This window comes from Mesorhizobium sp. M0195 (assembly GCF_040322115.1).
Classification (GTDB): Bacteria; Pseudomonadota; Alphaproteobacteria; order Rhizobiales; family Rhizobiaceae; genus Mesorhizobium.
This window is the reverse complement of sequence record NZ_JAMYSV010000021.1, coordinates 1-14,797: the sequence shown is the minus strand read 5'-3', so window position 1 is coordinate 14,797 and position 14,797 is coordinate 1. Positions and strand designations below refer to the sequence as shown.

Below are 14,797 nucleotides of genomic sequence, written 5' to 3'. Positions count from 1 at the left end.
TTGAAAAAGTCCGGGTTGCAGCAGTCCTGAAGCACTTCTCTATTCGGCATGTTGAGGTCAAGCGCTTTCGAGCTTGCGGCTTCTCCGGCGTTTGACGTCTTTCGCGGGGCCTCGCTTCTCTACGGGATCGGCTTTAGCCCTCCCAGCATGGGATCAGGAGAATGAAGCGGCACAATCTGATTCGCGGCCTGATCGGCTGCAGTGAGCGACCGGTCCGAGTGCTTCAACGAACTCGCCTCATCCATCGTCCCGCGAAGGACGTGCTTCCGCCGGTGGCGGAACTTGTCTCTCTCCTTACGGCCTTCCCGGTCAGATAGCGGCTGGCGAGGCCTCCCGCGTCCAGCGGAATTCGGTGCCGTCCACCCACATGCGGTGCATGATGACCGCCAGCCGGCGGGCGAGTGCGACGATCGCTTTTCGCAGACCGCACCGCTTGGCGACATTCATCGCCCACGCCTTCAGCCATGACCACTTCTTGACGCGCGTTAGCATCACTTGGGCGGCTTCGTAGAGCAAGGTGCGCATCATCCCGTCGCCGCACAGCGAGACGCGACCGACGCGGTGACTTTCACCTGATTGGTTGAGCACCGGCGTCAGTCCCAGGATGAACCCCACCGTTTTGGAGTTTCTGAATCGCTGTGGAATGTCGATCGTCGCGGTATAAGCCAGCGCCACCACAGGACCAACGCCGGAGATCGTCATCAAGCGCCGACAGACCTCATCGTCCCGCACGATTCTCAGAAGTCTGCGATGTAGAACTGTAAACTGTTCTCGCAGCTTGCAGCGCGCCTCCAGCAGCGGCGTGACAATTTCGGCCAGTTCACAGCGTCCTTCGACGAGCTCGCGAATCCGATCCTCAAACTTGACGGTCCCGACGACGCCAACCTAGAGCCCAAAATTGCGCAACAGGCCGCGCAGGTCGTTCTCGATGGCGAGGGCCTTTTCCTGCAGCAGCTTGCGCGCCGTCAGCAGCGCGCGGCGCTTCTGGCTCGTCAGCGTCTTGACATGCACCGGGCGGAACAGGTTGACGCGCATCATCTGTGCGATGCCGCGCGCATCATTGCGATCCGTCTTGTTCGGCCGCGCCTTGAGGAATGCCTTGGTGTGTCGGGTCTCGATGCAGATTGCCGGCAAACCGGCCCTGGCCAGGCCTTCGAACAGCCATTGCGACAACGGTCCGGCCTCGAGCCCGATCCGCTCGATGCGCTAGGCGGGATCTTTCAGAACCGCGGTGAGGTCGTCGGGGTGGCTGACCACCTTGACCTCGCGGCAGATCTTGCCAGTTTCATCGACAATGCAAACGGCGGTCTCTTTTACCGAGATATCCAATCCGGCATAATGCTTCATGCTGCGTTTCCTTTCCTGATGCTTGTGGCTGTAGCTGCAGACCACGTTCTATCATCAGCTCGGAGCGCAGCACCTCCGTCCATCACCGTCGAAGATGGGGCTCAAGCCGAATATCCCATCTGATTCAATCTTCGTCGTAAGAGGAGATTGAGTCGATGATGGGCGAGCAAAGTGTGATGCAGGAGGAGCTGTTCTACGGCTTCAGCCTGGAGCGGCATGTGCCGGCGGATCACCTGCTCAGAGCGATCGACCACTTCGTCGACCTGTCCGCCATCCGCCAGCATCTGGCGCCCTTCTACAGCTCGATCGGCCGTCCCTCGATCGACCCTGAGCTGCTGATCCGCATGCTGATCGTCGGCTATTGCTTCGGCATCCGCTCGGAGCGCCGGCTGTGCGAGGAGGTACATCTGAACCTGGCCTATCGGTGGTTCTGCCGGCTTGGTCTCGAGGGTGATGTGCCTGACCACTCAACCTTCTCCAAGACCCGCCACGGCCGCTTCCGCGATGCCGACCTGCTGCGCGAACTGTTCGAAACCGTCGTCCGGCGCTGCATAGCTGAAGGGCTCGTCGGCGGCGAAGGCTTTGCGGTCGATGCCAGCATGATCGTCGCCGACGCCCATCGTCAGCGCGGGATCGAAACGGCCGTAGCGCGCTTACTCCGTTACATTTCAGCTAGCAGAGTGTTTCGCATGGGATCCCATCCTTGTCGCGATCGAGTTTTCCGCCCCATGAGCAGTTTTGCAGGTACCAGCTGGCTTCGTCGCAGGAACCGATCTGCTTGCACGTTCTCCGCGGCTCGCAAGAATAGCCGCTCTGCGCGACCAGCTTACGGCTGATGACGCCCAGTGGGCGGCTCGACGGCGCCGCGCCGTCGGCGTGCGCAGCGCGCCATTCCCAGGGTGCCTGAAACGTCCCGGCCCACAGGCCGATCTTTGAGGCTTGGGCTTTCGCCTGCTGCCCCGCATAGGCGCCCTGGCTGTAGTGAGGCCAATCCAGCGCCTGGCCGTGCTCGACCATCCAGGCGGCCACGCCCGCGCCGTCAGCGCGCCGACAATCGCCGACAAAGCGGTGGTAGCGGTCCCACGTCACGAATGTGCATTCGAGCGGCCTCGACGCGGCCAGGAAAGTGTCCAGCGCTTCGGCCGATCGCCGGCCGCAAGGATACTCGGCGCCATTCGCATCGCGGCACAGCTGCCGGCTCTCTGGCGCGTCGATGCCGTTGAAACGGACGCGCTGGCCGTGGATTTCGATCGTGTCGCCGTCAATGACGGAAGCGACACCGGTAAGCGAGGCGGGCGCCGCCCTTCGTGGGCTGGCCTTTGATGCATCGTCGCTACGTTGCGCGCCCGACGGCGCCAGGAAGGCGGCCAGTGCCGCCGCTGCCGTAAGACCGAGCATTGCCGGCACGCTCGCAAGTTGGCGCCGCCACAGCTTGGCACCGGTGGGTCTCTGCCACCGATTGAATCGATATTTGCGGTATGGCCTGCTCATCGGCTACGCCGACCAGCCCGGCCATGCGCTGTCAACCATGGGCAGGCCGGCGCAATAGTAGTCGTCAACGAACCGCCCGGTGGACCGGTCGCGGCAGCGCCAGATAACGCTGTAGTTCTGGCCATAGAATTGGTCCCAGGCGACGCCATAGGTTTGTGGGGGCGGTGGCCGGTAATATGTTCCGCCTCCATAGCCGTTGTTGGCAGCGACACCCACAGCTGCGCCGCCGACAACCGCGACCGCTATGCCTGCCGCGACAGCATTGTCGGTTTGCACAAGCCTGGTGCACTTCTCCGCTGTTGCGCGCCTGCGCACTAGAAGGGCCGATACCCGACTAGGATACTGTTCCTCCGTGCTGCTGGCGAGAACGTGACATAGCGCAACGGTATTCATTGCCGTGAGATCGCTGTCCGACACGACAGTGCTCGTAGAGCAGCCGCTGACGCACAGGGCTGCACTTGCGATGAGTGCTCCAATTTTCATGTGAATTCCCCCAAACAAATATTGGGGCGAGTCCGACCTAGAAGTCCAGAGTTTTGTTTTTCACATTGCTACGATTCACAGCATGCTGCGGCTAGCTGGCATCCACTGCAACCAACCCTTCCGTCGGTCGTTGACTGATGCTGGGTTGATCTCAGCCACTCCAGAACTTGCCCGCTGGCTCAAAACCGGCGGGCTTTTTTCCGCGACGGCGGAAGGCTCGCCGCATGTTGTGGTACATCGGCACGCCGTCATCGGGCCGTGCCGTTGACCAAGGTGGTCTTTCCGCCATGGTCGGCCGGCGCAGCCTTGACCGTCCGCGCGGGCCACCCCAATCAAGCCCGCTGGCTTCGGTCGGCGGCTTTTTATTTGATCCCCGGCGCCGTCGGCTTGGATCTAGATACTCGCCAGTGCCGGATTTGAAGGTAAGCTGGGGCGGTATGATCGCATCGCGCGGGACGGACCATTGGTGTGCAGCAAGAGCGCCGAGTTCATTCGGCCAAGATTCTGCACTAGGCCGAGGTAGGTGAAGGCAGATAGCTATCCGGTAATCGCTGAGATATTGGAGAGAATGTTCCGCCATGGAGGTGTGTACCAGTATTATAAGTTTCCAAAGTTCATGTACGAACGCCATGGACGAGCTGCTGTGTGCGCTTGCCGTAAATCGCTTCCGCGAGTTCACAGTCAGAGGTTGGCTAGGACCCTAACGCGAGAGCTTCAACGGCCCCCTTCGCGATGAACTCCTCAACGAGACGCGGTTCACGTCCCTGGCCCAGGCCCGCGCGAGGCTCAATGTATGGCGCGCCGATTACAACGGCGCGCGTCCGCACTCGCACATCGGATGGCAGACACCCAACGAATTTGCATCGACCTTCAACCCGCGACGGTCGCTCGCGCTGCGCAACATGAAACGCTCCGCGCCAGCACCCGTCGCGTCCACCGCCCATCAGGGCAAATCCACCCCCGGAAACGAACTCACGACTGGATAAAATTTCGGGGAAACGTCAGGGCGGCCATAACTTTGCAGTCTTCAGACGCGAGGCGGCGTACAACAGCGCTGCCCACCATGCTTGTGGCCCGCGACCCACACACGGCTTTTCCCTTCAGATCGTACATTATGCTTCCTTCATTATTACCGATGTCTGCATGACCTTGAGGTCTTCCCGCACCATTTCCGCGGCGAGCTCGCGCACGGATGTCTCATGCACCCAGCCGAGCTTCTCCTTCGCCTTGGTGGCATCGCCCAGGAGAAGATCGACTTCCGTGGGGCGGAAGTAGCGTGGGTCTACCTGGACTAGGCATCTGCCGGTCTCGACATCATAGCCCTTTTCGTCGACTCCCTCACCACGCCATTCGAGCTCGACGCCGACATCTTCGAAAACCCATTCGACGAATTGGCGGACAGGGGTCGTCTTGCCCGTCGCCAGCACGTAATCATCCGGTTGATCCTGCTGCATCATCATCCACATACCACGCACGTACTCACGCGCATGGCCCCAATCGCGTTGAGCATCGAGATTGCCGAGATAAAGCTTGTCCTGCTTGCCGAGGTAGATAGCAGCGGCGGCGCGGGTGATCTTGCGCGTCACAAAAGTTTCGCCGCGCAGTGGGCTTTCATGATTGAAGAGAATGCCGTTGGAAGCATGGATACCATAGGCCTCGCGATAGTTGACCACGATCCAGTAGGCGTAGAGCTTGGCGGCGGCGTAAGGGCTGCGCGGATAAAAGGGCGTTGTTTCGTTCTGCGGTACGGATTGCACGAGGCCGTAGAGCTCTGAAGTCGAGGCCTGATAGAAACGGGTCTTGTCCTTCAGACCGAGGAGGCGGATCGCCTCAAGAAGTCGCAATGTTCCGATACCGTCGGCGTTTGCTGTGTATTCCGGCGTTTCGAACGACACCTGGACATGGCTCTGAGCGGCCAAGTTGTAAATCTCGTCTGGCTGGGATTCCTGAACTACTCGGATGAGATTAGTCGCATCAGTGAGGTCACCGTAATGCAAAATTAGGCGCGGATCGGGATCGTGCGGGTCTTGGTAGATGTCTTCGATGCGACCCGTGTTGAAGGACGAGGAACGTCGCTTAATCCCATGAACGACGTAGCCTTTTTCCAGCAGAAGACGCGTGAGATAGGCACCATCCTGTCCCGTTATGCCCGTAACTAGAGCAACTTTCCTGTTCTCGCCCATTTTCTTCCTGCTCTATGGTAGTTGAAGTTTCGAATCTGGCTCGCCACACCGGCGGCCCGCCTCATACCCTATGGTAGGATTTCGACAGATGCGGCGCGGAGCTCGTCATTGACAGTGTCAGCCAGCGAGCACACCTGCTCCTGCTTCGAGGCATAGCAAAACAGAGTCTCGCCGCTAACCTGCCTAAGTCGCACATGCGGCCTGAGTGCCGAACTCAGCTCACGGGGTGAGCGACATAGATTTCAATCACGTCGCACCCGATTTGCTCATCAATCAGCGAGTTAGGACGCCCTTCTGGGATTCTACATCCGTTCTCAAGCACGCACAGTCGGTTGCATAGCCGCTCCGCTTCTTCCACGAAGTGGGTGGCCAGTAGAATCGTATTGCCCTGCGCCAACAGGGCACGTAGCAGTTCCCAGATAAAATGGCGAGCATGTGGGTCCAACCCACACTAGAACTCCACCATCCCTCTTTTGCGCTGACCAAGTAATCTTTGCCTGCTTCAGCGTCTTCTAATGGAAATTGTTTTGATCAGTGAAATCGATTGTTTGGATGAGGTGCATCCATAAAATGGATTGTTTGACAGGGCAGCGCGGCACCATCGGCGGCACAAGTCGTGGGCGCGAGGGTTCGCTCCGCGCGAAGACAAAGTTCGTGGCAGTCGGGGGCTTCGGGCGAACCGCACATCTGAGACGGCGGCGAAAAGCCGGGTAGGGCATTACGTATTGACCTCCAAGGAATTTCGGGCGCGCTAGCCCGAAAACGGTGGCTGGGCTTCAACGATGGGCGGGACGAGGCGACCATCAAACTGTGTTTCATACTGTAGGCGATCGCAGCGCGGCGAATTTGAACGGCCGCCTTTGCCAGCCCTCGCCATCGCATCCGGCTACAGGTGCCGAAGATCTTCTCGATCCGAGTACAAATTCTGTGGATCGGTTGGTTCCAGGCGTCGAGCTTTCGGCCTCGTCGCGCCCCCACATAGCGGTTGCGACGATGCGCGGCCTTCCACCCTTGGCGCGCACCGCGTCGCCGAGATGATTGCCTCGGTAGGCGCTGTCGGCAAACACTTCACCGGGATTGTCGGGCAGAGCATCAGGAACCGCGTTGCCGTCCTCGGTGGGCGCCGAGACGGCGATCTCCTCGACAAGGGCCGTATCGGCGTAGGCACCGAAATGGGCTTTGAAGCAATGAAACGCTGGTCGGCGCTTGTACTTGACCCAATGGCCCTCTTCATCATCTTCGCTGGCCGAGGCGATGATCGCCGCATCGACAGGCGTGCCGATCTTCACCTGGATCGCTGAACTGGCGGGTGATCTCGGCGAATAACAGGGTCATGAACCTCAAGGGCCTGTCGAAAACGGACGAGAGCGGGTTCGCACAGGTGTCGGCTCTGACACCGAGAACCCGCAGAACCGTCGGAACGATCCTCCACATGGCTGCAGACGCCAAAATTCCTCTCTCGGCCATCGTCGCACAGCATCGCGTGCCAGTCGCTCAGTCCAGCCGGCTCGAAAGCTATCCGGCAGGAGTTGCGCCATATTGGCGCACTTGAAAGCGTCAGAGGGCGCCGTGTCGCATCTTTCGATGGGACCGGACGCCATGATGGCCATAAATGACGTGGATGGCCTGCGCCTGACATTCGACGGCCGGCGGGTCCTGCACATCCGTCCTTCAGGAAACGCCCGCAAATGACATGTTACGTTGAGGCAGTTAAGAATTGGACTTGAAAAAGGGACTTTGTTGACTGCCTCGACCGGCTGTTTCGCTTAGCAAAGCGCGGCCCCACGTCAGCAGAGGCTCATGGTCAAGGAACCGCCTTAGTATCCATCACATGGATGGGCCACATTCACGCAATCAATTTTACACATGTCGCCGGGCGCATTAGAGAACGCTGAATTTAAACCGGAAGCGAGTGTACCCGGCGTCAAGATTTGCGAGCGTCACAGAGATAAGGATAGGCAGTGCTGAGGGAGCTCTTCTGCCCCACGCGCAGCCTCTACCAAATCGCCCGGCGTAACGGTCGACTAGTATCGATTAAGAGATCCCAAGCCGGATGCAACCTCGTCTCTGAAACGAGATTTCCGAAAATGCAGGTCAGTGGATTGGTAAAGCGCCGGTTCGTCGTCTCTCAGAGGCGTACAGGGTTCGGTGATTGTCTGTGGTCGCTGGCGGCCGCTTGGCGCTACGCTCAGCGGTCGGGACGAACGCTAGCTATCGACTGGCGGGGGTCCTGCTATCTCGACCAACCCTTCACAAATGCTTTTCCGGTGTTCTTCCAACCGATCAATGACATCGCTGGCGTACCGGCTATTTGCGACGACCGGATCAACGACTTTTCCTTCCCGGGTCCATTCTTCCCGGAGTGGTGGAATAGGCCAGCGATCGACTGCCTTTACCGCCCAGATGAGCAGATTTTCCAAGAGCGCGACGAGTTGGGCGAGCTCTTTCAGGCCGAACACGATGTCGCAGCGAACACAGTAGTGTGTGACGCTTGTTTGATGTGGCGCTGCGATGAGGATGCAGAGCGGCAGGTGTTCCAGAGTGTCAAGCCTCGGTCTGAAATTCAAACACGCATAGATGCCATTTACCAAGAATGTTTTGAGGGGCACAGCATCATCGGGGTTCATGTTCGACATGGTAACGGTGAAGACATCATGGACCATGCGCCCTACTGGGCCGATCCGGAGTTCGCCGTTCGACAAGTGTGCACTGCGGTTAATAAGGCTAAAGCGTTACCGCACCCCAAGCCTGTGCGGCTGTTCTTGTGCACGGACAGCGCGCAAATCCTGGATCATCTGTCGGCCAAGTTTCCCGATCTTCTCACCGTCCCCAAGCATTTCCGATCCGATCAAGACGGCCCCTTACACACTGCAGCACTTGGGATGGACGGCGCAATTTCCGCCCTCGTTGAGATGTATCTTCTCGGGCGCTGCGATACTGTAATTCGGTTTCCTCCGACGAGCGCCTTTACACGATATGCACGCCTTTTCGTACCACGCGTAATTGAGTTCGATCTGAAGGAGCCAAGTCGTTTGATTTTGATAGAAGACAGCAAAAGAATCTCTGGTCTAGTTAAGACCCGTCACCTGCACAATTCGGCGGATGCAACCAACAGGCATAGTTGAATGTCCATTTCTCATCGAGGCCATGGAAGCGTCGTACGATACCGATAGCGTCGTCATGTGAGGCCGTTCGGCAACGCGCCAGAACTTCGCTGTTACTCGGAGGCCGCAGACCAAGCCAGAGCGACGGCGATCGTGACGCTAACGCTCGAAAGGGCGCGGGCAATCACTCCAGAGACGAAATCGAGGTTGTTATATGAAAGTGGTTCCCGTCATCATCAGCGGCGGAGCCGGATCGCGGCTATGGCCCGCCTCAAGGCAATCGCACCCTAAACCTTTCCTCAAAGTGGCAGACGGGCATTCACTGATGCAGCACACTGTGTTGCGCGTCGGTTCGATAAAGGGCGTAGTGGAACTCGTCGCCGTGACATCTGGGGAACATCTCTTCCTTACCAAGGACGAGTTCGACGAACTAGATTCCGTGGTCCTGCCACGCACCTTTCTGCTCGAGCCAGAAGGCCGGGATACGGCCGCAGCCGTTGCGGCAGCCGCCATCCATGCCAAGGCAACGCAAGGCCCTGACGCGATTCTATGCGTCTTCCCAGCCGATCACATGGTTGGCAACCTGCCTGCATTTTTAGACGTCATGTGCCGGGCCATCGAACATGCGAAGCTCGGGCGGATCGCCACATTGGGCATCACCCCAACCAGACCGGACACGGCATTCGGCTATATCGAAGCGGATGGTGAGAAAGTCGTCCGTTTCGTTGAAAAACCGGATCTGGACACAGCCAAAGCCTATGTTGCGTCCAAGCGCTTCTTCTGGAATGCCGGCATTTTCTGCTTTAGCGCACAAACCATGCTCGACGAGATGGCATCGCATTGCCCCGCGGTGATCCAGGCCGTCTCCGATAGCTACGAGAACGGCCGCTTCAGTCAAGGCGAAGGCTTTGCCAAAATCGAACTCGCGCCTGAGCATTTCGGCTCCGCGCCGCGAATCTCGCTCGACCACGCTGTCATGGAGAAGACGAACAAACTTGCCGTGGTTGCCTGCGACATGGATTGGAACGACATCGGATCCTGGAACGCAATGGCCGATTTGATCGCCGCCGACGAAAGCGGGAACAGGATACGCGGTGATGTGCATATGGTCGACACGACCGGCAGCTATGTGAGCTCCGACAAGCGCGTCATCGGCACGGTCGGTGTCAGCGATCTGGTGATCGTCGATTCCCCGGACGCTTTGCTTGTCGCATCCCGCGACCGCGTTCAGGACGTCAAGAAGCTGTTCGAGGGCCTCAAGGCTTCAGGACATGAAGCTCACCTGGTCCACAGCACGGTACACCGGCCGTGGGGTACCTACACGGTTCTTGAGGAAGGCGAGCGCTTCAAGATCAAACGCATCGAGGTGAAGCCCGGTCGGCGGCTGAGCCTGCAGATGCACTATCATCGTTCGGAGCACTGGGTCGTGGTCAGCGGCTCCGCGAAAATCGTCAATGGCGAGCAGGAGTCGTTCCTGGCGACAAACGAATCAGCCTACATCCCCTGCGGCCATAAGCATCGGCTGGAGAATCCAGGCAGAATTGACCTAGTGATCATTGAAGTGCAGAGCGGCGATTATCTCGGCGAGGATGATATCGTTCGCTTCGACGACGTATATGGTCGAACGTAGATTTCACCCGCATGAGGAGAACGGTCAACGTGTCGCTGACTAATTACCACTAGGAAGGCCGTCTGCCCACTCAGGACCGGATGCTTGTGGAATCGGGAATTGACCAAGGCAGCGGCGAAGGACCGCAATCGGCATCAGGGGTGGGACAAATCAACCGGAAAAGACCGGAGAGCATAGTAACGCAACACAGTCCCACTGTCGAATAGCCTTTGATATTTCTGACTTTCCAAGCACCCTTAGGGCCCACCAAAATTGTATCAATGGCTTATGGCCGACTTTGCTCTGAAGTGGGCCAAATCGACCTCGCTATCCCCGCAGCACTCAGTTTGATTGTTTTCGCATGAAAACGAGCAAGGACAGGGAAGGGCGATCTTGTGCTGGCTTCTATGTCCAATCTTGCTCCTGTTCGTCGTCAGGTTGTGTGCAGCCACATAGCGCGGCTATCGCGAGGCTGGAAGGCCTCCGATCGATAGGTGCGGCGAACGGCGGCAACGAGGTGCGAATAGGATGGCTGAGCGTATGATCGAGAATACCGCAGCTGCGGTCTAGCGCGAAATGCAGCGTCTGTGACTCATCGGTCATTGCAGCGCGATGAACTGGAAATCATGACCCTAAGCCGCCCTTCATCAGCCCACCAGCGCCCAGAAGAAGGCGAAGATCCGTCACAATGCCTACCTGTACCAAGGCTTCAAGCAGTTCACCGCAAATGTGAAGACCGCCAGCCATTGCTTCTTCATTTTCGGCCATTCGCTCGCTACGAATGACGACCACATCCTTAACCGCATAGCGCGTGGCAAGTTTCGCAAGCTCGGTGTTGGCATCTATGGTGAACCAGCATCCGCGCATAACCAGCGGATCATGAACCACGCGAACGAGCTAGCGGTGCAGCGCAACGAAAAATCGCCGCTTGATGTCGTCTTTTATGATGCTGCTACAGTTCATGTCTGGGGTTTAGGCTTAGAAGCGGAATGACTGCCAACCAGGTCATTGAGCCGGAAACTGACCGGCCGGTCGGCCCAAAAATGACATTCAGTTGCCTCCAGCCTTTCGACACGAGCCACTTCACGATCTCGCGATTGCCAGCTAGCGGCTTGTTGCTCGAGCTGCGCGATCCTAGTCTGTGGTCGCTATGCCTCAGCAAGAAGAGTCCGGTTCCTAGCCGGGCGGAGGCGCAACGAGATAGCCAGCTCAGGACAAGGAGAGCAAGCCATGGTCGCTTTTACCCTCAATGGCGAGGCGCGAACACTCGACGTCGATCCAGAGATGCCGCTGCTCTGGGCGATCCGTGACGGCATCGGACTCACAGGAACGAAATTCGGTTGCGGCCTTGCCCAGTGCGGCGCTTGCACGGTTCACGTTAACGGCATGCCGACGCGCTCGTGCCAGACCGCAGTCGGCGACATCGAAGGAGCCTCGATCACCACCATTGAGGGCGTGTCGGGCAAGATCGGCGAAACGGTCCAGGCCGTGTGGGCCGAGTTCGACGTACCTCAATGCGGCTATTGCCAGTCTGGCCAGATCATGTCGGCCGTGGCCCTCCTGACAGAGACGCCGAAGCCGACGGACGATGATATTGATTCGGCGATGAGCGGCAATCTCTGCCGCTGCGCCACCTATCATCGCATCCGCGCGGCCATCCACGAGACCGCCAACCGGCTGGAGACTTGAGGCATGTTGCAGTTTCTCCCGAAGCATAATGCCGTGGGGCCCACGCGCCGCCAGTTCCTCCTCGGCACGGCCGTCACCACCGCGGGCCTCGCCGTGGGCTACCGGCTAATAATGGCCGCGCCCGCCAACGCACAAACGACGCCTGCAGCGGTCCAGGCGAACCCCTTCCAGACCTATGTCGAGATCACACCGGAGAACCGAATCGTCATCCACTCGTCGCAGTTCGAGATGGGACAAGGCTCCTATTTCGGCATCGCCACCCTGGTTATGGAAGAGCTCGACGGCGCCTGGGCGCAGGTCCACGTGGTCGGCGGATATGGCAATACCGCGCTCTACGGCAATCTCGCCTGGGGCGGGGCCGCGCAGGGAACCGGTGGCTCCACGTCGATGAGCTCGTCGTGGGAGCGCTATCGCAAGGCGGGTGCTGCCGCACGGGCCATGCTGGTGGCGGCCGCGGCGCAGCGGTGGGACGTGCCAGCCGGCGAGATCACAGTCGCTTCCGGGGTCGTGTCGCACGCCTCAGGGATGCAGGCGCGCTTCGGTGACCTGGCTGAAGCCGCAGCGGGAATGCCGGTTCCCGACGACGTGCCGCTAAAGCCGCGCGACAAGTGGGCCCAGATCGGATCGGACAGCCTCAAGCGCTACGATTCCGCCGGCAAGACCAATGGCGCGCAGACCTACACGATCGACCTCAAGATGGATGGACTCAATACGGCCGTTATGATCCATCCGCCGAAGTTCGGCGCTGAGATCGAGAGCTTCGACGCCTCCAAGGCCAAGGCACTCGACGGCATTGTCGATGTCGTCCAGACGCCGCGCGGCATTGCCGTGGTCGGCAGGGACATGTGGACGGCGCTCAAGGGCCGCGATCTCGTGGAGGTGACCTGGAACGAAGAGAAGGCCGAAAGGCGCGGCACGGCCGAGATCATGGCCGAATACACTAAGGCAGCAGACGATCCGGGCGCGGCCACCGCGCGCGACGACGGTAACACTCCCGCAGCGTTGGCCAGTGCTGAGAAAGTCATCCAAGGGCACTACGAATTCCCCTATCTTGTCCATGCTTCGATCGAGCCACTCAACGCGGCCGCCCGAATCAACGAAGACGGCACCATCGACGTCTGGGGCGGACACCAGATGCCCGATCTTTATCAGGCGGCTGCCGCTCAAGTAGGCGGCACCACGCCGGACAAGGTGAGGCTGCACGTGATGAAGACCGGCGGCAGCTTCGGCCGCCGAGCGGTCTCGGACGCAGATCTCATTATCGAAGCTGTTTCCACAGCGCGTGCACTGGGACCCGGCAAGCCAGTGAAGGTGCAGTGGACCCGCGAGAACGACATGCGGGGTGGGCGGTACCGGCCGGCCTATGTGCACGCAGTCGAGGCGGGGCTCGACAAGGAAGGCAATGTCGTCGCTCTCCATGACCACATCGTGGGCCAATCGATCGCGGGCGGTTCGCCCTTTGCGGCGATGATCGAGAACGGCATCGATCCGACCTCCGTAGAGGGCGCCACCAACCTGCCCTATGCGATCCCGAACCTGAAGGTCGAGCTGACCACCACGGACGTGAACATCCCAGTGCTGTGGTGGCGTTCGGTAGGCTCCACCCACACCGCTTACGCAATGGAAACCCTGATCGATGAGCTCGCCGCCGCTGCGAACCGTGATCCGGTCGACTTCCGCATGTCGATGCTCGGTCACCATCCACGGCATGCCGGCGTGCTGAAATTGGCTGCTGAGAAGGCAGGCTGGGACAAGCCTCTGCCGGAAGGCCGTTTCCGCGGCGTGGCCCTGCATGAAAGCCTCTCGACTTATGTCGCCGAGGTGGTCGAGATCACCTTCAACGATGGAAATGATTTCAAAGTCGACCGCGTCGTCTGCGCGGTAGATTGCGGCACCGCGATAAATCCTGACCAGATCCGCACTCAGATGGAGGGCGGTATCGGCTTCGGGCTAGGCGCGATCCTCCAGGAGGAGCTGACCCTGACGGGCGGTGTCGTAGACCAAGAGAACTACGACACCTATATGCCGCTCAGGATCGAGCAGATGCCGCGCGTCGAGGTGCACATTGTGCCGTCCGACGAGCCGCCCACGGGCGTTGGCGAGCCGGGTGTGCCGCCGATCGGCCCGGCCGTCGCCAACGCGTTACGGGCGGCGACGGGCAAGACGATCCGCAAGCTGCCGATCATAAAGAACTTGTCAGCATAGCCGGGAATGACACCATGAAAACGGCCGCGATGAAGATCGCGGTCGTAGGTCGTTTTTGAACGCCTCCTGACATGCGATCACCTCCATTCGATCAATTTCCGGCGGCTGCCCGGTCCAATATACGGTTTAGAGACGGTAACCCGTGTTCTGAACGACCGCCGACGGTCGTTGGTGCTGGTAGCACTAAAGAACCGCTTTCGAGACGCAAATGCCGCACGCAAATGTCTCGAAAGGGTCACGCTAGAGATTTTGTACCACCTAGTTGCATGTCTGCTATCGCTTCTTGGCGCGACAAGCGGCCGGTCCTCTGACGGCCCCATAACAGGACATTGATGTCTTCGCGCTGAGCGTCAGCAGTTGGCGCTACCGCGACCTTTCTCAGGAAGGCTGCACACCGACGCGATCTTCCTTTCGCCTTGCGCAAACCTCCCTTCCGAGTGAGGCGTTCAGTGCGTCGGCTTGGTGGACTGAGGCACTTCTGAGTGGGACAACAACATTGAAAAACATTGGAAAAGATTTGAATACTCTGAAGTCCCACTGATCTCTTACCAATTGATTTTTATGGCTTTCTGAATACCCTCCGGGCCCACCATTGGCTCCTGGGTACGACCCGGAGACATGGGTAACAGAATGTACCTAAGACATGGGTGACAACCTCGTGCCGAACGGGTTGTCGATGGTCTGCA

Annotated in this window: 8 protein-coding genes and 5 pseudogenes; 7 read left to right on the top strand and 6 right to left on the bottom strand. The window is 59.2% G+C overall.

What is annotated here, in order from left to right:
- Positions 1-309: 309 nt before the first annotated feature.
- Positions 310-1,347 (bottom strand): annotated as a pseudogene (locus tag NKJ12_RS26830) (IS110 family RNA-guided transposase).
- A 155-nt stretch (positions 1,348-1,502) separates the two neighbouring features.
- Here NKJ12_RS26830 and NKJ12_RS26825 point away from each other — a divergent pair.
- Positions 1,503-1,982 (top strand): annotated as a pseudogene (locus tag NKJ12_RS26825) (transposase); the annotation flags it as partial.
- A gap of 37 nt (positions 1,983-2,019) precedes the next feature.
- Here NKJ12_RS26825 and NKJ12_RS26820 read toward each other — a convergent pair.
- The gene (locus tag NKJ12_RS26820; protein ID WP_352706263.1) at positions 2,020-2,745 is read right to left on the bottom strand and encodes a thermonuclease family protein; all 726 of its coding nucleotides are present in this window, start codon (positions 2,743-2,745) and stop codon (positions 2,020-2,022) included.
- Between the two features lie 96 nt (positions 2,746-2,841).
- A complete protein-coding gene (locus tag NKJ12_RS26815; RefSeq protein ID WP_352706163.1) occupies positions 2,842-3,114 on the bottom strand; it encodes a hypothetical protein in 273 nt (90 codons plus the stop codon).
- Between the two features lie 914 nt (positions 3,115-4,028).
- Between NKJ12_RS26815 and NKJ12_RS26810 the strand changes: the two are divergent.
- Positions 4,029-4,307: pseudogene (locus tag NKJ12_RS26810) on the top strand (integrase core domain-containing protein); the annotation flags it as partial.
- Between the two features lie 126 nt (positions 4,308-4,433).
- On the opposite strand, the gene gmd reads toward NKJ12_RS26810, so the two are convergent.
- The 3 genes and pseudogenes from gmd to NKJ12_RS26795 all read right to left on the bottom strand — a co-directional run bounded on the left by gmd (position 4,434) and on the right by NKJ12_RS26795 (position 6,793).
- Complete coding sequence (gene gmd / locus NKJ12_RS26805) at positions 4,434-5,504, bottom strand: GDP-mannose 4,6-dehydratase (protein WP_023718702.1); 1,071 nt, start codon at positions 5,502-5,504, stop codon at positions 4,434-4,436.
- A 131-nt stretch (positions 5,505-5,635) separates the two neighbouring features.
- A pseudogene (locus tag NKJ12_RS26800) lies at positions 5,636-5,952 on the bottom strand (nodulation factor ABC transporter ATP-binding protein NodI); the annotation flags it as partial.
- Positions 5,953-6,319: 367 nt separating this feature from the next.
- Entirely contained in the window at positions 6,320-6,793 is a 474-nt protein-coding gene (locus NKJ12_RS26795; RefSeq protein WP_352706161.1) for a hypothetical protein, read from the bottom strand.
- A 798-nt stretch (positions 6,794-7,591) separates the two neighbouring features.
- On the opposite strand from NKJ12_RS26795, the gene NKJ12_RS26790 reads away from it, so the two are divergent.
- The 5 genes and pseudogenes from NKJ12_RS26790 to NKJ12_RS26770 all read left to right on the top strand — a co-directional run bounded on the left by NKJ12_RS26790 (position 7,592) and on the right by NKJ12_RS26770 (position 14,111).
- Complete coding sequence (locus NKJ12_RS26790) at positions 7,592-8,629, top strand: nodulation protein NodZ (RefSeq protein ID WP_352706159.1); 1,038 nt, start codon at positions 7,592-7,594, stop codon at positions 8,627-8,629.
- Positions 8,630-8,822: 193 nt separating this feature from the next.
- Positions 8,823-10,238, top strand: coding sequence for a mannose-1-phosphate guanylyltransferase/mannose-6-phosphate isomerase (locus tag NKJ12_RS26785; protein WP_352706157.1), 1,416 nt, complete (start codon positions 8,823-8,825; stop codon positions 10,236-10,238).
- 645 nt (positions 10,239-10,883) lie between these two features.
- Positions 10,884-11,210, top strand: a pseudogene (locus NKJ12_RS26780) (DUF4917 family protein); the annotation flags it as partial.
- A gap of 237 nt (positions 11,211-11,447) precedes the next feature.
- The gene (locus NKJ12_RS26775; RefSeq protein WP_352467057.1) at positions 11,448-11,906 is read left to right on the top strand and encodes a (2Fe-2S)-binding protein; all 459 of its coding nucleotides are present in this window, start codon (positions 11,448-11,450) and stop codon (positions 11,904-11,906) included.
- A gap of 3 nt (positions 11,907-11,909) precedes the next feature.
- On the top strand, positions 11,910-14,111 hold the full coding sequence (locus NKJ12_RS26770) for a xanthine dehydrogenase family protein molybdopterin-binding subunit (protein WP_352706154.1): 2,202 nt from the start codon (positions 11,910-11,912) through the stop codon (positions 14,109-14,111).
- The last annotated feature ends 686 nt before the right edge of the window (positions 14,112-14,797 follow it).

Coding starts and splice junctions, on each gene's coding strand:
- NKJ12_RS26820 (WP_352706263.1), bottom strand. CDS start 2,745: ATGCTCGGTCTTACGGCAGCGGCGGCACTGGCCGCCTTCCTGGCGCCG.
- gmd (WP_023718702.1), bottom strand. CDS start 5,504: ATGGGCGAGAACAGGAAAGTTGCTCTAGTTACGGGCATAACGGGACAG.
- NKJ12_RS26790 (WP_352706159.1), top strand. CDS start 7,592: ATGCAGGTCAGTGGATTGGTAAAGCGCCGGTTCGTCGTCTCTCAGAGG.
- NKJ12_RS26785 (WP_352706157.1), top strand. CDS start 8,823: ATGAAAGTGGTTCCCGTCATCATCAGCGGCGGAGCCGGATCGCGGCTA.
- NKJ12_RS26775 (WP_352467057.1), top strand. CDS start 11,448: ATGGTCGCTTTTACCCTCAATGGCGAGGCGCGAACACTCGACGTCGAT.
- NKJ12_RS26770 (WP_352706154.1), top strand. CDS start 11,910: ATGTTGCAGTTTCTCCCGAAGCATAATGCCGTGGGGCCCACGCGCCGC.